Source organism: Nonomuraea sp. NPDC003201, assembly GCF_053590415.1.
On record NZ_JBSFTC010000049.1, the window covers coordinates 32,103 to 52,601 of the forward strand.

Below are 20,499 nucleotides of genomic sequence, written 5' to 3' on the forward strand. Positions count from 1 at the left end.
GCGGCGCGGGTTCAGTAGATGATGCGGTTGTCGGCAGCCGGCCGCCATGCGCGAGAGCCGCGAAGATTGCGGGTGATGTTGAGGCGTTTCAGCCAGCGGTCGGACCCGTCGTAGCGGGGACGGAAGGACTTGCGGCCGTGCACGGCCCGGAAGTTGTCGATGAACACGCAGTCGCCGGGACGCAGGCTGACATCCTTCATGTTGGCTTCGATCTGGTCGCACAACCCCTGGAAGGCGCGCAGCGACGCCTCGGACCAGCCCTCGGTCTTCATGTGGTACGGATCGAGCGCCATGTACGGCTGAGCGCGGTCGCCGAACAGGACGGGCCGCCTGACCGGATGCTCGTTCCAGGACTGGATGAGCGCGAAGCTCCTGGCCCGCAGCCGGTCGATGGTCGGGTCACCGGTGGACTCGGTGGCGTTCTGCGGCAGGTGCGAGTTGTCGGGCATCTGCGTGAACTCGGCGGCGAACAACGTCTCGACGTCGATGGCCGGCCAGTCGAGGTCGGCGGCGTCGCAGACCATGGTCTCGACGGCGTCGGGGTTCTTCAGGCACATGAGCGCCACGTAGTCGCCCCGGCAGGGGTGGAAGGCGTCCTCGGTGTGCCAGGACAGGTGCTGCAGGCTGTTGGAGCCGATCTCGTAGTGCTCGTGGCCCTTGATGGGGAGCACGTCGTGCATGATCCGGCCGTCCTGCTGGGTGGCCCAGCCGAACACGTCGCCGAGCACGGAGCCGCACAGGAGGAAGAACACCTCCTGGGGGAAGGCCGGGGAGTCGTACTGGCTGTCGCGCCAGTGCTCGGGGGTGGGCCCGAGCTGCGCCTCGTCGACGTCGAGCCCGGAGATCACGCACAGGGCCGAGGGTTCCCCGATCCGGTACTCCTCCAGGAACTCCAGCACGTGGACCGGCAAGGACCGGGCGAGCACCGGCGCCCGGCGGATCAGCTCGGGGTTCTCGACCGTGTCGTAGGCCTTGGCGATCTCGGCGATCATCGGGGACAGCTCCGCGTTGTCCTCCGGTGTCAGCGTCAAACGGCGCACCGCGGTTCCCTTCCATGTCGGTGACATTCCGGAGTGTAGGAGCCATCCGCGTCCCGCATGGGTCCCCGTTAGAGGGGACATCCGGGCGGGCGGCGTCCTCGTTAGCTTTGCTGGTGGAGCGTAAGGAGAGGACTTCATGAACCCGTTCGATGACCCCGATGGCAGCTTCACGGTGCTCGTCAACGACGAGGACCAGCACTCGCTGTGGCCGGCGGCGCTGGACGTCCCCGCCGGGTGGCGGGTCGTGCACGGCGAGGACACGCGGCAGGCGTGCCTGGACTACATCGAGGCCAACTGGACGGACCTGCGCCCGCGCAGCGCCCGTCGCGAGCACCTCGCGAGTACCGCTCACGAGTAGGAGTGGCGATGACCGACGCAGGAGCACCGCGATGCATCCACGAGATGGTGGCCGAGCAGGTCGCACGCACGCCTGACCGGATCGCGGTCAGTTTCCGCGGCAGCACCCTGACCTTCCGCCGGCTCGACGAGGCCGCGGAGGCTCTGGCGTCGCGCCTGCGAGCGGCCGGGGTCGGCAGCGGGTCGGTGGTCGCGGTGGTCCTGGGCCGCACGCCCGAGCTCATCGTCACCTTGTACGCGATCCTCAAGGCGGGCGGCGCCTACCTCTATCTCGACCCGGCGGAGCCGTCCGGCCAGCGGGAGCAGATCGTGTGCGACGCGCGGGCCCGGTTCGCCGTCGTCGGCTCGCGTTTCGGCGAGCAGGCGCCGGACGTGGAGCACATCCTCTACGTCGAGCCCGAGATGACCGAGGCGAGCGCACCTGAGCCGGCCGAACCGGCGCGGCCGCTTCACCCCGACACCCCCGTCTACGTCTGCTACACCTCCGGCTCCACCGGCGAGCCCAAGGGCGTCGTCGTCCCCCACCGCGCGGTCTGGCGGCTGATCAACGCTCCCGGCTGGATCGACGTCCGCGACGACGACGTCTTCCTGCAGCTGACCCGGGTCGGCTTCGACGTCTCCACCTTCGAGATGTGGATGCCGCTGGTGAAGGGGTGCAGGCTGGCGCTCGCGCCGACCGGGCACGCCGACCTCGAAGAGATCGTGGCGACGCTCCGCGACGAAGGCGTCAGCGTGTTGTGGCTGACGACCGGCCTGTTCCACAAGATCGTCACCCATCACCTCGACGGGCTGTCCGGCATCCGCCACCTGCTGGCCGGAGGCGACGTGCTGTCTCCCGCGCACGTCCAGCGGGTGATGGCCGCCTACCCGGATCTGATCTTCACCAACGGCTACGGCCCGACGGAGAACACCACGTTCAGCACGTGCTGGACCACCCGCGACAGCGGCGACGCGACGCGCGTGCCGATCGGCGTGCCCATCGACGGCAGCACGGGCAGGGTCCTGGACGAACGGCTGCAGGAGGTCCCCCACGGGGACGTCGGCGAGTTGTGGGTCGGCGGCGACGGCGTCGCCACCGGCTACCTCAACCGGCCAGGCGCGACGGCCGAGCGCTTCGTCGCCGACCCCGACCCGTCCAGGCCGCCGGGCAGCCGCATGTACCGCACCGGCGACCTGTCGCGCTGGACCGAGGACGGCGTGCTGGACTTCCTGGGCCGCTCCGACCGGCAGGTCAAGATCCGCGGCTACCGGGTCGAGCTGAGCACGGTGGAGATGGAGCTGCTCAGGCAGCCGGGCGTCGAGCAGGCCGCCGTCCTCACCCGTACCAACGGGGCCGGTGACACCCGCCTGATCGCCTACGTGGCCGTGGGTGACATGGATCCGGCCGAGTGGACCTCCTTCGGTACGGCGCTGCGGGAGAAACTCATCGCGACCGTCGCCGCCCACCTGGTGCCGTGGGCGGTGATCGTGGTGAGGGACATCCCGCTCAACCCGAACGGCAAGGTGAACCGCTCGGCGCTGCCCACCGAGAAGATCCCCCGCAACGTCTGGAACGACTACATCGAGCCGGAGCGCCCGGTCGAGCGCCGCCTGGCCGAGATCTGGAGCGACGCGCTGGACGTCGAGCCGATCGGGGTGGACGACAACTTCTTCGACCTGGGCGGGCACTCGCTGCTCGCCGCCGAACTGCTGTCCGCGCTCCAGGCCGAGTTCGACGTCAACCTGCCGGCCCGCATCCTCTACCTGCGGCCGACGATCGCCGCCCTCGCCGAGGAACTGCTCCTGAGGCAGGAGCCCGGCACGACCAGGAAGGAGAGCGCGGATGCAGGGACCCAGTAGCACCGGCGAGCAGGCCGCGCCCGGCTGCCCGGTCAGCACCGCCGCGCGAGGGCTGGCCGACCCGATGCTCTACGCCGATCTCGACTTCCGCTTCCGCGAGAAGTGGGCGGACCTGCGGAACCATGACCACCTGGACTGGGAGCAGATCGACGAGCGGAACGGGTTCTGGTCGGTGGTGAAATACCACGACGTCGACCGGGTGCTGCGCGACGCCCAGACGTTCACCTCCGAACGCGGCACGCTGCTGAACATCCTCGGCGTCGAGGACCCGGCGGGCGGCAGGCAGATCGCCGCGACCGACCCGCCCCGGCACACGATCATGCGGGCCCGCCTGCAGAAGGCGCTGGCCATCAAGTCCATCGAGGCGCAGCAGGACCTGATCCGCGACCTGGTCCTGGAGGTGATCTCCCCGCTCGCCGACGGCGGCCCGTTCGACTTCGCCCAGGCCATGCTGGCGCTGCCGGTCGCGGTGGGCGGCGAGTCCATGGGCCTCCCCCGGGCCGACTGGCCCTGGCTCGGCCGGCTGCTCAACGCCTCGATCGCCGCCGAGGATCCGGAGTACCGGGTGCCCGGCGGCGCGCAGGCCACCCTGGACCAGGCGCACCGCGAGTTGTTCGCCTATTTCCAGGACATCTACAAGGAGCGCCGCCGCAACCTCGGCGACGACCTCATCAGCATCCTCATCACCACCGAGGTCGACGGGCGCACCATGTCGCCCGGCGAGGTCATGTCCAACTGCTACAGCGTGCTGCTGGGCGCCGTGGTCACCACCCCGCACTCGCCGAACTACATGATGACCGAGCACATCGGCGACGGCCTGCTGGACCGGTGGGCGGCCGATCTGAGCGTCACCCCCACCGCGGTCGAGGAGGGCCTGCGCCTGGGCTCCCCGGTCAGCCACTTCATGAGGTACGCCGTCCAGGACACCGAGGTGCGCGGCACCAGGATCAAGGCCGGTCAGGCGGTGGTCTCCTGGCTCGGCGCGGCCAACCGCGACCCGGAGGTCTTCCCGGACGCCGAGACGTTCGACCTGCGCCGCAAGCCCAACAAGCACCTCGCCTTCGGGATCGGCCCGCATTACTGCGTCGGCCACACCGTCGCCCGGGTCACCCTGCGCATCCTGTTCAACCAGCTGCTGTCGCGCTTCACCGCCTTCGAGCCGGCCGGCGAGCCCGTCCGCCTGCACTCCAACTTCATCTCCGGCTTCAAGCACCTGCCGATCACCGCTAAGACGCTCTGACTCCCGGAGGGCCGCTCATGGCAAACCGCCCGAAGCGCCGCAATCCATGGCTGCCGCACGAGCCGTTGGCCACGGCGACCGGCCGGGTCTTCCTGATCCCGTACTCGGGCTGTGGCGCCAGCATGTACCGCCAGTGGCCGCGGCGGCGCGGCGGTGTCGAGTTCCTGCCCGTCGAACTGCCCGGCCACGAGACCCGCTTCGCCGAGCCGAACTTCGAGACCTACCAGGAGCTCGCCAAGAGCATGGCGCTCGGGCTCGAGGACCATCTCGACGTGCCGTTCGGCTTCTTCGGCCACTGCGGATCCGCTCTGGCGGCCTACGAGGTGTCGGCCGAGCTGATCAGGAGCGGCATGCCCGCGCCCGCCCGGGTCTACGTCTCCTCGGAGGTGGCCCCGCAGGACGGGCCCGCCGGGCGGTTCCTGTCCATGGACGACGCCGGGCTCGGCGCCGAGCTGGAGAAGTTGATCACCCAGCTCGGGGGGAAGCCCAGCGCGGAGCTCATCGAACTCTACCTGGAGGTGTTACGGGCCGACGTCGAGACCAACAAACGGTACGTGATGCCGGAGCCGTACCGGCTGTCATGCCCGATCACGGCGATCGGCTGGACCGAGGACGACGAGATCCCGTTCTCCACCATGGGCGGATGGGGGGAGTGCGGCGAGACGACCTCCGTGCTCCTCGACGGCCGCCACCACCGCTTCATCGAGGCGCCCGAGGATCTGCTGGACGTGATGTGCTCAGGGCTGAGCGCAGCGTAAGAACGGGTAGGAAGGACGGGCAGGTGCGGCACGGCGACCCCCGCTGGCTCAAACGTTTCGGGCGTGGCACGCCCGCCGAGGTCCAGTTGCTCTGTTTCCACCACGCCGGCGGCAGCGCGGCGATGTACCGGCACTGGCCGCAGCTCGTGCCGAGCTACGTCGAGCCGATCGCGGTGCAGCTTCCCGGCCGGGCCGACCGGTTCGCCGAGCCGCCGTTCGATCGGATGGCGCCGCTCGTGGACGAGCTGATCGCGGTGATCAAGCCCTTGCTCGACCGTCCGTTCGCCTGCTACGGCGTCAGCATGGGCGCGCGGGTGGCCTGGGCGCTCGCGCACGAGCTGCGGGAACGCGCGCTGCCGCTGCCACGCGTGCTGTTCGTGGCGGCCAGCATCGCCCCCTGCCTGGACGACGGCACCTGGGCGTGGGAGGACCGCGAGGACGGCCTGGAGGGCTACGTGCGCGAGATGGGCGGCACGCCGGCGGAGGTGCTGGCCGAGCCCGAGCTGCTCGCGGGCCTGCTGCCCACGCTGGGCGCCGACCTCACCGTGCTCAGCACGCACGGCTTCCACCCGGACAAGCCGCTGGAGGTGCCGATCCGCGCCTTCGCCGGCACCGAGGACATCGAGTCGCCGCCGCCGCGGATGGACGGCTGGCGCGTGGAGACCGCGGCGCGTTTCGACCTCGACCCGGTGCCCGGCGGGCACTTCTTCGACTCCGCCGGCGAGCAGCAGGTGATCAGGACCATCAGCCACGACCTCGCCTGAGCGGTACGGCCCGGGCCGGGCCGTACCGCTCGGCTCAGGTACGAGGGGTCACCACGCAGGGCAGCGAGGTGAACCCGCACTGGTGCGGCGAGTGCGAGCGCCGGGCGTTGGCCAGGTCGATCTCGTACGAGGAGATCAACGCCCCGATCTCCTCCAGCGCGATCCGCATCTCCAGCCTGGCCAGCGCGGCCCCGAGGCAGTGGTGCGGCCCGTGCCCGAAGCTGATCATCCGTTTGGTCTCGCGGTCCAGGTCGAAGGTGTCCGGGTCGGGGAACACCCGCCGGTCCCGGTTGGCCGAGGCGGGCAGCAGCGCGATCCGGGCGCCCTTGGGCATCCGGACGCCGTGCATGACGGTGTCCTCGGTCAGCACGCGCGCCACCATCTGGCTGGAGGAGTCGTAGCGAAGCGTCTCGGCGGCCCAGTCGTCGGCCCGCCCGTTGAGCCCCGCCCGCTGCACGTCGGGCCGGAGCCAGCCGTGGTACCACGCGTTGCCGAGCGTCTTGCCGGTGGACTCGTTGCCCGCGCCGATCATCACGAACAGGAAGGCGACGATCTGCGCGTCGGTGAGCCGGGCGCCGTTGACCTCCGCCGCGATCATGGCCGAGGTCAGGTCGTCGCCGGGCCGGCGGCGCAGCGAGGTCACCAGGACGACGAAGCGGTTCGCCAGGCGCAGGGCGGCCATGGCCGAGTTCGGGCTGCGTCCGTCCGAGCCGTCCACGTGGTGGTTGAGCAGGTCGGTGTCGGCGCGGACCGCGTCCCACTCGTCGGCGGGGAAGCCGAGCATCTCGCAGAGGACGTCGTTCGGCAGCGCCGCGGCGTAGTCGGCGCAGAAGTCGAACGTCGGCCCGTCCCACAGCCGCTCCAGCCGGGCGCGGGCCAGCTCGCGGATGCGGGGTTCGAGCGCGGCCATGCGGCGGGGGGTGAAGGCCGAGGCCACCAGTCCTCGATAGAGGCCGTGCTCGGGAGGGTCCATGGACAGGAACAGGCTCGTCTTCTTCGCCTGCGGCCCCCACAGCTCCGGCTCCAGCGAGATGCCGTGGCTGTTGGAGAAGAGGTGCGGCTCGCGCAGCGCGGCGTGGACGTCGGCGTGGCGTGACAGCGCCCAGAAGTCGCGCTCCTCGTTGCGATAGACCGGCGCGTGCTCGCGCATCCACGCGTAGACGGGATGCGGATCCTCCTGCACCTTGAAGTCGAACGGATCGTAATGCGGCATCAACACTCCACTGCTGCTCACGGCGACTGTACGGCGGGGCCACGCGCTCGTCGCGTCCCCGGAACCTGGGGCCTGGCGAGTCGTGACCGGTGGAGGGCCCCAGTGGCTACACTCGCTGCCCATGACAGACATGGACGAGCACGACCGGCCCTGGCCGCCCGTCGCAGGCGACGAGATCGCGACCCTCCTGGGTTTCCTCGACTACCAGCGCGCGACGCTGGCCTGGAAGTGCCGGGGCCTGGACACCGCGGGCCTGACGGCGACGGTCGGCGCCTCGTCGATGACGCTGGGCGGGCTGCTCAAGCACCTGGCCTACGTGGAGGACGACTGGTTCTCCCGCGCTCTGCACGGCCGGGACCGCTCCGCTCCGTGGAACACCGTGGACTGGCGCGCCGACCAGGACTGGGAGTGGCACTCCGCCGCCGGCGACACCCCGGACGAGCTGTTCGCGCTGTGGCAGAAGGCCGTGGACCACTCCCGCGAGGCGGTCGCCGAGGCGCTGGAGGACGGCGGGCTGGACCGCCCGGCCCAGCGCGCCTGGCCCAACGGCCAGGCGCCGAGCCTGCGCTGGATCGTGGTCCACATGATCGAGGAGTACGCACGCCACAACGGTCACGCCGACCTCCTCCGGGAGTCGGTGGACGGGGAGACGGGAGAGTAACCGGGGTTCACGGCCTTCGCGCGGACATCTCCGTGTACGACTGGACCAGTGTCCGCGCCGCCGACTCCACCGTGTCGTACGGGCGCGCCAGGGACACCCGGATGAACCGGAGACCGCTGTCGGAGTCGGCCCAGTGGAACGGCGCGCACGGCAGCACGTGCACCCCGCGCCCGACCATGTCCTTGTACAACAGCGACGAGTCCGGCCCGTGGGAAGGCAGCTCGATCCGCGCGACGCTGATCTGCGAGGCGGGGTCGGCCAGCCGCAGATCGACCTCGCCGATCGTCTCCCTGAGCACCGTCCGGTTGCGCGTCACCAGGTCGCGGGCGCGCTCGTAGCCGCCGTTCACCCAGTCGCCGGCGAGGTTCGCGATGAGCAGCAGGACCACCGGCGAGGCGGACAGCAGCGACTCGGAGAACGCCCGGTCGATGGGCAGCTTCGTCCGCGCGCTGTAGGCCAGCAGCCCGATCTTGAGTTCGTGCGTCGGCCACAACTTGCCGGTGTCCTCGATCACGATCCAGTCGGCGCCCGCCTCGTCGAGGACGGCGTAGGTGTCGTACTGCGCGTCGCGCACCTGCCCGCGGAAGCTGGCGTCCACGATGATGATCTGGCCGTGCCGTACGGCGTGCTCGGCGAGCGAGCGCAGATGGCCTTCGGGGGTGACCAGCCCCGTCGGGTTGTTCGGGTGCGTCACCACGATGGCGCCGACCGGCGGCCCCGGCCAGCTCATGTCGAGCAGCTCCTCCTCCGCCAGCGGCACCAGCTTCAGCCCGCGGGTGACGAGCAGGTCGGCGATGTTGTCGAAGGTGGGGTGCAGCACGGCGACGGTCGACCCGGCGGGCAGCGCCCGCGCCACGATGTCGGTGGCGAGCGTCGAGGAGTAGCAGCTCAGGATGCGACCGGTGCCGACCGGGGCGCTGTGCTGCCCGATCGCCTTCAGGAACGTGGCGTGCGCCTCGCGTTCGATGTCGGGGAATGGACGGCGGGACGCTTCGGCGAACATCTCCGGGATCCGGGCGACGATGGCCGCCTGCTGCTCGGAGAGGACCAGCCTCGCGTGACCGTCGGTTAGGTTGAGGCCGCCATCGACGTCGGTCAGCGCGTCGACTTCCATCGTGGTGAGGTTGCCAACCTCGATCATCTGTGGCCCTCCCAGCGGCATGACATGGGGCTTCGCGGCATATGCCGCCGCAGCGGCAGCCTAGGTCGAGCCACGGTCGCGCACCTGTCCCCTCTACTGGGGACCTCCGGGGGATCTGCCCGGGAGGCGGGGACTGAGAGAATCCGGGCATGAAGCTCACCGCGCGGGCACTCAACCGGGCCACACTCGATCGGCAGCTCCTTTTGCGGAGGGAGCCGCTGGAGGTGGCCGAGGCGGTGCGCCGCGTGATGGCGTTGCAGGCGCAGCAGGCGGCCTCGCCGTATGTCGCGCTGTGGAACCGCGTCGCCGACCTGGACCTCGCCGACCTCGACGCCGCCTTCTCGAGCTACACGGTCGTGCGGGGGACGATGATGCGGATGACGCTGCACGCCGTGCACGTCGACGACTATCCGGCCTTCCGCGACGCCATCGAGCCGACCATGTACGCCACCCATCTGAACGGCCGCTTCACGCCGCGCGGCCTCACCGTCGAGGCGGGGCGGATCCTGGTCAGGGACCTGCTGGAGTTCGCCGCTGAGCCGCGGACCGTGGAGGAGATGAAGGACTGGCTGGAGCCACGCCTCGGCGAGCTGTCGGCGGCGGGGGTGTGGGCGATCCTGCGCTCGTACACGCCGCTGCTGCGGGTGCCGACCGGCGGGTCGTGGTCGTTCACCACGCGGGTGTCGTGCGTGGCCTCCTCACCCCGGCCCACGCTCGACCTGGACGCCTCGGCCGAGGCCCTGCGGGTGCTGACGCGGCGTTACCTGGAGGCGTTCGGACCGGCGTCGGTGGCGGACGTCGCGCAGTTCGCGCTCGTCCAGCAGGCCCGGGTCAAGGGGGCGCTGCGTGCCATGGACGGCGAGGTCGAGCAGTTCGAAGGCCCCGGCGGCAAGGTGATGTGGGACCTGCGGGGCGCGTCCCGCCCGCCCGAGGACGTCCCGGCGCCGCCCCGGCTGATGGCCATGTGGGACAACACGCTGCTCGCGCACGTGGAGCGCGACCGCCTGCTCCCGCCGGCCTACCGCAAGCTCGTCATCCGCGCCAACGGCGACGTGCTGCCCACGCTGCTCGTCGACGGCTACGTCGCCGGGGTGTGGCGGCCGGCCGAAGGAGGGATCGAGGCGGCGGCGTTCCATCCGCTGCCGGACGAGGCGTGGGACGGGCTCGCGGCCGAGGCGAAGGCCCTGGTGGCGCTGCTGGCCGGGCGCGAGCCGCATCCCTATCGCCGCTACGACCGCTGGTGGGAGAAGCTTCCCGACCTGGAGACCACGCTGCTTCCGGGGTAGCCCCTGGTTCGCGTGACAGGCGACCCGGGCGACATGTCCGTACGTTCCGAATATGCGCAACCTGGCCCCGGGTGAGCTCGTCTACGACCCGTTCTCCTACCGGATCCACGAGGACCCGTATCCGGTGTTCGCCTGGATGCGCGAGCACGCGCCGCTCTACCACAACGCCGAGCGGGACTTCTGGGCGCTGTCCCGCTACGAGGACGTCCTGCCCGCGCTGCGGAACCCGGGGCTGTTCTCCAGCCGTAACGGCATCTCCCTGGAGCCGGATCTGTGGGGGCAGGCCGCGGTCAAGACCAGCTTCTTCCTCGCCATGGACCCTCCCGACCACGGCACGATGCGCCGCCTGCTGGGCAACGCGTTCAAGCCCCGGTGGGTGGCGGCGCTGGAGCCCCGGATACGGGAGCTGACGCGGGCCAGGCTGGCGCCCGTACGGGACGGCGGGGTCTTCGACTTCGCGGACTTCGCGGCAGCCGTACCGAACGATGTCATGTGCGAGGTCGTCGGCATACCGGCGGCGGACCGGGACCGGATCCGCGCCGACAACGACCTGCTCAACCACTGCGAGGACGGCACCGACGAGAGGTCGGGCGAGACCATCGGCGCGGGGCTGCGCCTCGCCGTCTACTACGTGAACCTGATCGCGCAGCGGCGCAAGCGGCCGGGCGACGACCTCACCTCGATGATGATCGAGGCGCGGGTCGGCGGGAGGCCTCTGACCGACTCGCAGCTCGTGGCCTTCCTCTTCCTGCTCGTCAGCGCGGGCAACGACTCGACCGGCAAGCTGATCGGCAACGCCTGGTATCACGGGTGGCGCCTTCCCGACGTCGGCCGCGCGGGCCTGAACGGGCGGGCCACGGACTGGGGGGCGGAGACGCTCCGCTACGACTCGCCCAGCCAGATGACGGGCAGGACGCTCACCGAGGACAGCGTCATCCACGGCGTCCGGCTGGCCGAAGGCGCCAGGATCGCGTTGCTGCCCGCTTCCGCCAACCGCGACGGGCGGGTCTTCCCCGACCCGGACACCTTCGACCTGGACCGCGACACGAGCCGGCACATCGCCTTCGGCCACGGCCCGCACTTCTGCCTCGGCGCGGCGCTGGCCCAGCTCGAGATCGCGGTCGTGCTGCAGGAGGTCGGCGCGGTGGTGTCGGACTACGACCTCGACCTGTCCGCCGCCCGGCGCGTCCACTCGCCGCACCAGCGCGGGTTCGCCTCGCTGCCCTCCGAGCTCACCCTCCGCCCCAAACCGTCGCCCGCCGCCTGAGGAGCACCCCATGTCGATCTCTTTCGAGATCCGTCCCAGCGACCACCCCGTGCCGGCCGCGGAACGGCAGGCCGTGCTGGCCGCGCCGGGGTTCGGCGAGCATTTCACCGACCACATGGCCACGCTGCGCTGGACGACCGAGCAGGGCTGGCATGACGCCCGCGTGGAGCCGTACGCGCCGCTGAGCCTCGATCCGGCGACCGTGGTCTTCCACTACGCGCAGGAGTTCTTCGAGGGGATGAAGGCGTACAGGCAGGACGGCGGGGCGATCGTGATGTTCCGGCCGTGGCGGAACGCCGCCCGGTTCAACCGGACGGCGCGCCGGCTGGCGGCGCCCGAGCTGCCCGAGGACGTCTTCATCAGGATGCTGGAGCTGCTGGTCACCCAGGAGCGGGACTGGGTGCCGTCGGGCGACGGCAACAGCCTCTACCTGCGCCCGTTCGTGATCGCGACCCAGCGCGGTCTCGGCTTCACGCTGCCCTCGCGCAGCTACCTGCTGTGCGCCATCGCCTCCCCGGCGAGCTATCTCGGCGGAGGCACGCCGAGGCCGCTCACGGTGTGGCTGTCGGAGGACTACACGCGCGCCGCTCCCGGTGGCACCGGCGACGTCAAGGCGGCCTGCAATTACGCTCCCGCGCTCGCCGCCCAGCAGTCGGCCGTGGCGCGGGGCTGCGACCAGGTGGTCTGGCTGGACGCCGCCGAGCACGTCTGGGTCGAGGAGATGGGCGGGATGAACCTGTTCTTCGTCTACGCCACCGAGGACGGCCGGCACCGGATCATGACGCCCGCGCTGACCGGGACGCTGCTGCCGGGGGTGACCCGTGACTCGCTGCTTCACCTCGCGCCCACGCTCGGCATCGACGTCGAGGAGGGCCGGATCTCGGTCGACCAGTGGCGCGCGCAGTGCGCGTCCGGCGAGCTCGTCGAGGTGTTCGCCTGCGGCACGGCGGCCACCGTGATCCCGGTCGGCGCGGTCAGGAGCACCTCGGGTGACTGGCTCGTCGGCGACGGCGGAGTGGGGCCGGTCACGCTCATGTTGCGCCAGAGCCTCATGGACATCCAGTACGGCCGCACCCCCGACCCTTTCGCCTGGATTCACAAGGTTTGTTGATATACGGGATCAATGTCCCCTGAAGGAGGGAATGGTGTTGTCACGCGGTGCTCGGGATGCTCAGTGCCATACGAAGGGAGCATTCACTTGCGACTGAGTCCGAGGACGGTGCGCCAGATCGACTCGCCGTTCGGCGAGGCACGCGAGTTGGAAAATCAGCGCCGCAGGGAACGTGACCTGCTCGACCTCTCTCAGGCGGCGCCGTGTTATCCGGCCGCTCCGGCCGTGGTCGAGCACATCGCCGCCATCGCGCGAGACCCCCACGGCGGGGACTACACCGACATCGCCGGGTTGCCGCACCTGCGCGAGGCATTCGCCGCCGACCTCTCCCGAAGCTATCTGAGCCACGTGCGCGCGGAGCAGATCGTCATCACGGCGGGCTGCAACCAGGCCTTCTGCCTCGTGGTGTCCGCCCTGGCGGAGGCGGGCGACGAGGTGGTGCTGGCGGTGCCGTACTACCCGAACCACGACATGTGGCTGCGCCTGAACGGCATCCGGCCGGTCTACCTGGAGCCCGGCCCGGATCTCCTGCCGAGCCCGGAGACGGCCGAGGCGCTGATCACCCCGCGGACCCGGGCGATCGTCCTGGTGACTCCGGGCAACCCCAGCGGGGTGACGGCCGGCCCCGAGGCGATCGAGCGCCTGGCGGAGGTGGCCAGGCGGCATGACCTGGCGCTGATCCTCGACGAGACCTACCGCTCCTTCCGCGAGACCGCCGAACCGGCGCACCGGCTCCTGTCCGACCCCCGATGGGAGCAGACGGTGGTGAGCCTGCACAGTTTCTCGAAGGACTACGCCATTCCCGGCTACCGGGTGGGGGCGGTGGTCGCCTCGCCGCTGCTCAACCGCGAGGTGATGAAGCTGCTCGACTGCGTGGCGATCTGCGCGCCGCGCATCGGGCAGGAGGCCGCCTGGGCGGGCCTGACGCTGGCCCAGGAGTGGAAGCTCGCGCGGGCGCGCGAGATGGAGGAGAAGCGGCGGCGCTTCGCCGCCGTGATGGCGGAGCGGCCGGGCGGCTTCGAGCTGGTCTCCGCCGGGGGCTTTTACGGGTGGATACGCCATCCGTTCGCCGGGCGTCCCACCGAGGAGGTCGTCCGGGACCTGGCGATCACGTATGACACGCTCGTCATTCCCGGTACGGCATTTCTCCCTGAAGATGGTCGGATGCTGCGGGCAAGTTTTAGCAATGTGGATCAGGAATCGTTCACTGATTTCGCCGGTCGCCTGACTGCCGCGGGAATGTCGTACATGACCATACCTGCGAATTGATCACATTTACCTAGATCCCGAATTCATCCAGAAGCGCAGGCCGCGCGGGACCTTATCATCTCCCCCGCGGCGCTGCCTATAGGCCTTATCGGGCCAGCTCCAGGTCAACTCGGAGAATTACCGACCGGCGTGGAATCATCACTCGATGTGAAATTCGACAGGCACGCCGAGAGGTTGACATCGACGAGAAAACGGCTTAGAAAAGGCTGGTAAGGTGAAAAGCGAGTCAGAAGTATATTTCCTCGCTTGTAATGGAAATCCATGATGATGCCCGGCCGGCGGGATGTACGGGGGCCCCGTGATCAGAATAGACGTCCTTATCAGTTCGCCAATCTTCCTCGCTGGGCTCGTCCAGGCTCTGACAAGTGCCGGTATTCAGGTGGTCGCGGAGAGGTCCTCTCCCGACGAAGAACCCTCCTGGATAGCGGACGCCGCGTTAATCGACGTGGACGCGCTGCCGCTCTCCGACAATCTCGCCTACATCAGGGAAGTCGCCAAGCGCACCGAAGTACTGGTTCTGAACGACGGGGACGACACCGACAGCTACCTGCACGCGGGAGCGTCGGGTGTCATCGGCAAGCGGGCGACGGCCGAGCGCGTGGTCTCGGCGGTGCGGGCCGTGGCGTCCGGCTCCCGCTTCGTTCCCGTCGAGTGTGAGGTACGGCCCATGCTCGAACGCCAGGAGGCGCCCGGCTACCACCTCTCCGAGCGGGAGGAACAGGTGCTCCGCCAGATCTCCAGGGGCCTGACGCACGGGCAGATCGCCACGCGGCTCGGCATCAGCCCCCACACGGTCGACACCTACGTCAAACGGATCAGGACCAAGCTCGGCGTGGGCAACAAGGCCGAGCTCACCCGCGCGGCCCTGCTGGGCCGTCTGGTCGGTAGCGAGAACGGATGAGCCGAGAACGGCCACGTGAAGAAGCTCGTGGCGGTCCACGACAGCTCGGCGCTCCGGAAGTGAGCACCCCACGCGGCCTGACGGGGAACTCCCCGTCAGGCCGCGTCAATGGTGACCGTGGTGACCACCAGCCCGCCCTGCACGGCGAAGCGCCCCGTGAGCTCCCGCAGCCGCTCACCGGCCACGAAAGGCCCCGGCACCAGCAGGCGAGCCGCGAAGGACGCCGTGGCCTCCTCGAACACCACCTCCACGGCGTCGAAGTCGAGGAACGACCCGGCCAGCGGATACCACGCCTTGTACACCGACTCCTTCGCGCTGAACAGCACCCGGTCCCAGGCGATCCGCGGGTTGCCGCCGGCCAGCCTTTCGAGCCTGGCGCCCTCCGCCGGCGTGGCCACGAGCTTCAGCACCTCGGAAGGCAGCGGCCCATGCGGCTCGGCGTCGATGCCGAGCGCGAGCAGGTCGTCCGTTCGCGCCACCGCGGCGGCCCGGTAGCCGGCGCAGTGCGTGATGCTGCCCACCACCCCCTCCGGCCAGCGCGGCGCGCCACGCTCACCCTTGGGGATGCCGACCGGCGGCAACCCGAGCCGGACGAGGCCGGACCGGGCCAGGTGGCGCCCGGTCGCGAACTCCTGGCGGCGGCCGCGCAGCGCCCGCGTCACGCAGACCACCTCCTCCGGGTGCAGCGGCACCCCCGGCGCGTCGCCGTACGCCTCGGCCGCCGCCACGGCGGGCGGGAGCAGCCGCTCGATCACGACGGCTCGACGGGAAGGGGCAGCACCTGGCGCGGCCCGGTGCCGTCGGCCCCGCCGCGCCTGGACCACTCCCGCGGATAGCCCACGGAGACCTCGATGTGCGGCACGCCGTCGTGCCAGGTGGTCCTGCGGATGTGCAGGTGGCCGTAGACGACCGCGGCGGCGTTGAAGCGCAGGTGCCAGTCCGCGGTACGCCGCGTGCCGCACCACTGCGCGAACAGCGGGTGACGCAGGACCCGCGTGGGATCGCGCACCAGCGGGAAGTGGTTCACCAGCACCGTGCGGACCCCGGGTCCGAGCTCGGCCAGGCGCTCCTCCATCTCCTTGACGCGCGCCTCGCACCAGGCTTCGCGGCTCACGTACGGGTCGGGGTGCAGCAGCAGCTCGTCCGTGCAGACGACACCGGACTCGTACGCCCGCGCGAGCGCCTCCTCCTTGGTCGTCGTCCCCTCGGGCAGGAAGCTGTAGTCGTACAGCAGGAACATGGGCACCACCGTCACCGGCCCGCCGGGCCCCGTCCAGACCGGGTAGGGATCCTCGGGGGTGACGACGCCCAGCCGGCGGCACATCTCGACCAGGCTCCGGTAACGGTCCTCGCCACGCGGGCCGTACACGTCGCCGGGCAGCGTCCACAGCTCGTGGTTGCCCGGCGTCCAGATCACCTTGGCGAACCTCTCGGTGAGCAGCCGAAGCGCCCACTCGATCTCGCCGGGCCGCTCCGCGACGTCCCCGGCCACGATCAGCCAGTCGCCCGGGGACCCGGGCTCCAGGTCGAGGAGCAGCCTGCGGTTGTCCCTGTGGCCGACGTGGAGGTCGCTGACCGCCAGGAGCCTGGGGCCGCTCACCGCGCCTCCGAGACCGGCACGCCTTCGAGCAGCGCCCGCCGTACGCTCGACAGCCCGGCCGTCAGCTCCGCGGTGGTGCCGCCGAAGCCCAGCCGCGCGTAGCCGGTGAAGGCGTCGCCGAAACACTCGCCGGGCACCAGCAGCACCCTGTCCCGCTCGGCGAGCCGGCGGCACACGGCGGTGGCGTCGGGGTGGCCGGGGAACTCCACGAACGCGGTCACGCCGCCGTCGGGCGGGTTCACCCGCACCAGGTCCGGGAGCTCCGCGGCCCAGTCGCGCAGCAACCGCAGGTTGCCGTGCGCGTGCTCGCGCTGCATCGCGACGATCCGGTCGGCGTTCCTGACCGCCTTCTCGGCGAAGAACTCCAGGACCGGCGAGACGTACAACGCGATGTAGTCCCGCAGCACCGCCATCCGGGACAGCAGCTCGGGCGGCGCGAGGCACCAGCCGACCCGGAGTCCGGCCAGCCCGTAGCTCTTGGAGAACGTGCCGAACGTGATGCACCTGTCGTAGCGGCCGAAGGGCAGCGGCAACGGGCCGGCCGTGTACGTCAGCTCGCCGAAGGCGTGGTCCCACACCAGCCAGGCGCCGGCCTCGGCGGCGATGTCGATCAGCTCCTGCTGTTGCTCGCGCGTGATGGAGACGCCGGTCGGGTTGTGCGGGAAGTTGACCACGATCATCTTCGGCCCGGTGGAAGCCAGCTTCCGCAGCAGCGGCAGGTCGGCGGAGAAGCCCTCCTGCGCGCGCAGCGGCCACGGGGTGATCCGGCAGCCCATCCCGGCGGCGATGTCGTACAACTGCTGGTAGGCGGGATCGACCACGATCACCTCGTCACCCGGCTCCAGCAGCGTGTGCATGACGATGTAGATCGCCTCGCTGGAGCCGTGGGTGACCATCACGCCGTCCACGTCGCCGCCCGTCCACCGGTCGGCCAGCGCCGCCCGCAACGCGCCGCCGCCGAAGCACTCGCTGTCATGAAAGATCATCGAGCCGAGCTCGGACAGGTCGAACCCGCAGATCGTCCTCAGCTCGTCGATGGTCAGGTCACGCACGCCGCTGCTGCCGATGTCGTGGTCGACGTTGTGGTAGTAGAGGCGCATCCACTCTTCGAGTTTCGCGATCGCGAGCTTCATGAACGGTCATCCTTTACCGGTCGGTGCGAAGGTGAGGACGTGCTCTGCCGCCGCCTCGATGCTCTTCCTCCTCCAGCGCATGGGGGTGTCCTGTCCCGTACGCCAGAGCTCCAGCTGGTCGTCGAAGTTGGGATGGAAGGCGTGGCCGGAGGTGCCGGCCAGCAGAACCCATCGCGACCCGTCCGGATCGGACAGGTCGGCGATCATTCGCATCGTCGGCACGAAGACGACGTCGTCGTACCCACCCGCGGCCGACCAGCTCGTGGAGTTGACCGCGTCGCCGCCGCCCGCGATCGGCACCGGGCCGCGGTTGAACAGCCACTCCACCGGCGCGATGCCGGACTGGCCCGGCCCGTAGCCCCGCAACGTCAGCGTGTGCAGGTCGCCCCAGCGCCAGGCGGCCGGGTCGGGGCCGAGCCGCGCGGTGAGCTCGACGGTGGCCTCGTCCATGGCGGCGGCGAGGATGTCGGCCATCGACTCCGTCTTGCCGGTGCGCCGGTCGTCCCACCACGGCGACCCGGGCGACCTCAGCAGCGCGGCCACGACCTCCCACCAGCGGTCGCCGTTGCCGGCCTTGCGGTCCTGCGGGAGTTCGTCGAAGGTCCGCTCGAGCAGGCTCCGCCAGGTCGCGTTGTAGAAGGCCGCCGCGGCCGAGTCGGCGCTCTGCTGGAAGTCCCAGCCCTTCAGCAGGTTCCGCGCCTTGGCGGCGGCGCCGTCGTTCAGGGGAACGGCCAGCAGCGCGGGCACCACGGCGGCGGCGCCGCCGTTGAGGTTGTCGGACTGCATCCGCCGCATGTCCGCCACGCCGAGCTTCCCGCGCGCCGTGCGTTCGGCGATCAGGTCGAGGATGCGGCGGCCGCGGTAGCCGTACGTCCAGTCGGTGGTGATGACGTGCCGGTAGGACGGCCCGGCCACCGCCTGGTTGGCGGTCACGATGACGCCGCCGGGCGGGTCGGACAGCGTCGGCAACTCGGCGAACGGGATGAAGCCCGTCCAGTCGTACGCGGGATCCCAGCCCGGGACCGGCCAGGATCCGTCACCCTTGCCGCGGACCGGGATGCGGCCCGGCGCCTGGTAGCCGATGTGGCCGTCCACGTCGGCGTAGACCAGGTTCTGCGCGGGCTCGTCGAAGAGCGCCGCCGCCGCCCGGAACTCCGTCCAGTTCGCCGCCTTGTTGATGCCGAAGAGCGCGTCCATCGTGCGGCCGGGCTCGGACGCCGTCCAGCGCAGCGCCACCGCGTACGGCTCCGCCTTCGCCGGCGCGGGCACCCCGGGCTCGCCGGTGTCCAGGCTGGGCAGCGGCCCCGGCGTCAAGCTCGGCAGCGGTCCGCCCGACGGGTCCAGGGGAGGCCGGGCCGCCACTCCGAGCATGTCCGCCCGCCGGTCCGACAGCAGGGGACCGTGCCGCGTGGCGCGCACGGTGATCGTCACCGGCTCGCCGCCCGCGACCTTGATGACCTCCTGCCGCGAGTCGAGCGCGCGCCACGCCTTGCCGTCGAAGTACCGCTCGCCTTCGACTTTCTCCAGGTACAGGTCGGACACGTCGGCGGGCAGGTTGGTCAGCCCCCAGGCGATCCGCTCGTTGCGTCCCGTGACCACGCCGGGCAGGCCGGGCATCGTGAAACCCTGCACGTTGTACGCGCAGGAGCACCGGAGCCCGATCTGGTACCACGTCCCCGGCAGCGACGCCGCCAGATGCGGGTCGTTGGCCAGCAGCGGCTTGCCCGACGCCGTCAGCGCGCCGCTCACCACCCAGGAGTTCGAGCCGATGCCCGCCGTATCCCCGCTAGCGCGGAGCGGGAGTGAGCGCAGCGCGTCGAGCGCGGGGGCCGCCTCCCGCCACACGCGAGCGGGAACCGGCCGGGACGGGGTGCCCGGCGTGTCCACGATGGGGCGGTTCCTCGCGTACGGGTAGGGCGGGTAGAGCTGCTCGATCTGGCTCCTGCTCAGGCCCTGGGCCAGCAGCAGCGAGCGGTCGATCTCGGCGTCCATGTTGCCCAGCAGTTCCCACGCCAGCGCCTTCAGCCAGGCCAGGGAGTCCACCGGGTCCCACGGCTCCACCGTGTAGCCGGGGTTCTGCAGGCCGAGGACGGTGTACTCCAGGCTTTTCGCTCCGGAGGCCGCGGCGGCGCCGTTCACGGCGATCCAGGCGTTGACGCCGTCGGCGTAGGCGCGCAGGTAGCTTCTCGCCTCGGGTGAGATCCGCTGCCATTCCCGCTCCGCGGTCCGCCGCCAGCCGAGCGTGCGCAGGAAGGCGTCGGTGCGCACGAGCGGGGGGCCCAGCAACTCCGCCAGGCGGCCCGAGGTCAGGTGCCGCCGGTAGTCCATCTCCCAGAAGCGGTCCTGCGCGGTGACGTAGCCCTGGGCCTGGAACAGGTCCGTGGCCGAGTCCGCATAGATCTGGGCGACGCCGTACGAGTCCCGGAAGACCTTCACCGGCGCGGTCAGGCCGGGCAAGGACAGCGTGCCGTCGTACTGGGGGAAGCCGCGCCGCACGGACCACACCGCCAGCCCGGACGCCACCAGCGCGAGCACCACGACCACGGCGCCCGTCCACCGCACCACCCTCCACAGCCGGCGGCGACGGCGCGGGACGGGGCCGCCGGGTTCCGGCAGATCGGGACGGGCGTCCGGCCGGGTCTCATCGGGGATCATACGCACCCGCCCGGGGAGCTCGTCATGCCTCGTCCACGAGCCGCGCCAGCTCGTCGACGGTCGAGGCCGCGAGCACGTCCACCAGCGACACCTCCACCGCGAACACCTCGCGGACCCGAGCGGCCAGCCGGGTCGCCACGATGGAGGAGCCGCCGAGCGCGAAGAAGTCGTCGTGGACGCCGACGTCGCCGACGCCGAGGAGCTCCTGGAAGATCTCCGCCAGGCGCCGCTCCACCGGCGTGCGCGGCGCCACGTGCGCGTCGG

Annotated in this window: 19 protein-coding genes; 11 read left to right on the plus strand and 8 right to left on the minus strand. The window is 70.8% G+C overall.

Annotated features, from left to right (window positions below):
* Positions 1-11: 11 nt before the first annotated feature.
* Positions 12-1,040, minus strand: coding sequence for an arginine beta-hydroxylase, Fe(II)/alpha-ketoglutarate-dependent (gene vioC / locus ACWDX9_RS19940; protein ID WP_449955853.1), 1,029 nt, complete (start codon positions 1,038-1,040; stop codon positions 12-14).
* A gap of 136 nt (positions 1,041-1,176) precedes the next feature.
* On the opposite strand from vioC, the gene ACWDX9_RS19945 reads away from it, so the two are divergent.
* Genes ACWDX9_RS19945 through ACWDX9_RS19965 form a run of 5 tightly spaced genes read left to right on the plus strand, consistent with a single transcriptional unit; the run spans position 1,177 to position 5,998 of the window.
* Positions 1,177-1,398, plus strand: a complete 222-nt coding sequence (locus ACWDX9_RS19945; RefSeq protein ID WP_355205830.1) for an MbtH family protein — start codon at positions 1,177-1,179, stop codon at positions 1,396-1,398.
* Positions 1,399-1,406: 8 nt separating this feature from the next.
* The gene (locus ACWDX9_RS19950; RefSeq protein WP_449955856.1) at positions 1,407-3,236 is read left to right on the plus strand and encodes an amino acid adenylation domain-containing protein; all 1,830 of its coding nucleotides are present in this window, start codon (positions 1,407-1,409) and stop codon (positions 3,234-3,236) included.
* A complete protein-coding gene (locus tag ACWDX9_RS19955; protein ID WP_449904365.1) occupies positions 3,220-4,476 on the plus strand; it encodes a cytochrome P450 in 1,257 nt (418 codons plus the stop codon). The genes ACWDX9_RS19950 and ACWDX9_RS19955 overlap by 17 nt, the downstream gene beginning before the upstream one ends.
* 17 nt (positions 4,477-4,493) lie before the next feature.
* Positions 4,494-5,234, plus strand: coding sequence for a thioesterase II family protein (locus ACWDX9_RS19960; RefSeq protein ID WP_449955859.1), 741 nt, complete (start codon positions 4,494-4,496; stop codon positions 5,232-5,234).
* A 23-nt stretch (positions 5,235-5,257) separates the two neighbouring features.
* A complete protein-coding gene (locus ACWDX9_RS19965; RefSeq protein WP_355205820.1) occupies positions 5,258-5,998 on the plus strand; it encodes a thioesterase II family protein in 741 nt (246 codons plus the stop codon).
* A 34-nt stretch (positions 5,999-6,032) separates the two neighbouring features.
* Here the strand turns inward: ACWDX9_RS19965 and ACWDX9_RS19970 are convergent, their stop codons facing one another.
* Entirely contained in the window at positions 6,033-7,211 is a 1,179-nt protein-coding gene (locus ACWDX9_RS19970; protein ID WP_449955863.1) for a cytochrome P450, read from the minus strand.
* Positions 7,212-7,332: 121 nt separating this feature from the next.
* On the opposite strand from ACWDX9_RS19970, the gene ACWDX9_RS19975 reads away from it, so the two are divergent.
* Positions 7,333-7,872 carry a DinB family protein gene (locus tag ACWDX9_RS19975; RefSeq protein ID WP_449955866.1) on the plus strand — a complete coding sequence of 180 codons (540 nt, stop codon included), beginning with the start codon at positions 7,333-7,335 and terminating at the stop codon, positions 7,870-7,872.
* Between the two features lie 7 nt (positions 7,873-7,879).
* Here the strand turns inward: ACWDX9_RS19975 and ACWDX9_RS19980 are convergent, their stop codons facing one another.
* Complete coding sequence (locus ACWDX9_RS19980) at positions 7,880-9,013, minus strand: aminotransferase class I/II-fold pyridoxal phosphate-dependent enzyme (protein WP_364260769.1); 1,134 nt, start codon at positions 9,011-9,013, stop codon at positions 7,880-7,882.
* A gap of 149 nt (positions 9,014-9,162) precedes the next feature.
* Between ACWDX9_RS19980 and ACWDX9_RS19985 the strand changes: the two genes are divergently transcribed.
* From ACWDX9_RS19985 to ACWDX9_RS20005, 5 genes are all read left to right on the plus strand, one after another.
* A complete protein-coding gene (locus ACWDX9_RS19985; protein ID WP_364260772.1) occupies positions 9,163-10,299 on the plus strand; it encodes a winged helix DNA-binding domain-containing protein in 1,137 nt (378 codons plus the stop codon).
* Between the two features lie 52 nt (positions 10,300-10,351).
* On the plus strand, positions 10,352-11,566 hold the full coding sequence (locus ACWDX9_RS19990; protein WP_449955869.1) for a cytochrome P450: 1,215 nt from the start codon (positions 10,352-10,354) through the stop codon (positions 11,564-11,566).
* Between the two features lie 10 nt (positions 11,567-11,576).
* Positions 11,577-12,677 carry a branched-chain amino acid aminotransferase gene (locus tag ACWDX9_RS19995; protein WP_449955871.1) on the plus strand — a complete coding sequence of 367 codons (1,101 nt, stop codon included), beginning with the start codon at positions 11,577-11,579 and terminating at the stop codon, positions 12,675-12,677.
* Between the two features lie 87 nt (positions 12,678-12,764).
* Positions 12,765-13,946 carry an aminotransferase gene (locus tag ACWDX9_RS20000; protein ID WP_449955874.1) on the plus strand — a complete coding sequence of 394 codons (1,182 nt, stop codon included), beginning with the start codon at positions 12,765-12,767 and terminating at the stop codon, positions 13,944-13,946.
* A 445-nt stretch (positions 13,947-14,391) separates the two neighbouring features.
* Positions 14,392-14,847 carry a response regulator transcription factor gene (locus ACWDX9_RS20005; protein ID WP_364260783.1) on the plus strand — a complete coding sequence of 152 codons (456 nt, stop codon included), beginning with the start codon at positions 14,392-14,394 and terminating at the stop codon, positions 14,845-14,847.
* 95 nt (positions 14,848-14,942) lie between these two features.
* Here ACWDX9_RS20005 and ACWDX9_RS20010 read toward each other — a convergent pair whose 3' ends face one another.
* The 5 genes from ACWDX9_RS20010 to ACWDX9_RS20030 form a co-directional block, all read right to left on the minus strand.
* Positions 14,943-15,602: a 4'-phosphopantetheinyl transferase family protein gene (locus tag ACWDX9_RS20010; RefSeq protein ID WP_449955877.1), complete on the minus strand. Its 660-nt coding sequence runs from the start codon at positions 15,600-15,602 to the stop codon at positions 14,943-14,945.
* Complete coding sequence (locus ACWDX9_RS20015; protein WP_449955880.1) at positions 15,599-16,447, minus strand: metallophosphoesterase family protein; 849 nt, start codon at positions 16,445-16,447, stop codon at positions 15,599-15,601. The genes ACWDX9_RS20010 and ACWDX9_RS20015 overlap by 4 nt, the downstream gene beginning before the upstream one ends.
* Positions 16,444-17,580: a capreomycidine synthase gene (gene vioD / locus ACWDX9_RS20020; protein ID WP_449955883.1), complete on the minus strand. Its 1,137-nt coding sequence runs from the start codon at positions 17,578-17,580 to the stop codon at positions 16,444-16,446. The genes ACWDX9_RS20015 and vioD overlap by 4 nt, the downstream gene beginning before the upstream one ends.
* A gap of 6 nt (positions 17,581-17,586) precedes the next feature.
* A complete protein-coding gene (locus ACWDX9_RS20025) occupies positions 17,587-20,235 on the minus strand; it encodes a penicillin acylase family protein (RefSeq protein ID WP_449955886.1) in 2,649 nt (882 codons plus the stop codon).
* Positions 20,236-20,257: 22 nt separating this feature from the next.
* The coding region (locus ACWDX9_RS20030) for a phosphopantetheine-binding protein (RefSeq protein WP_449955888.1) at positions 20,258-20,499 on the minus strand (242 nt) is incomplete at its 5' end.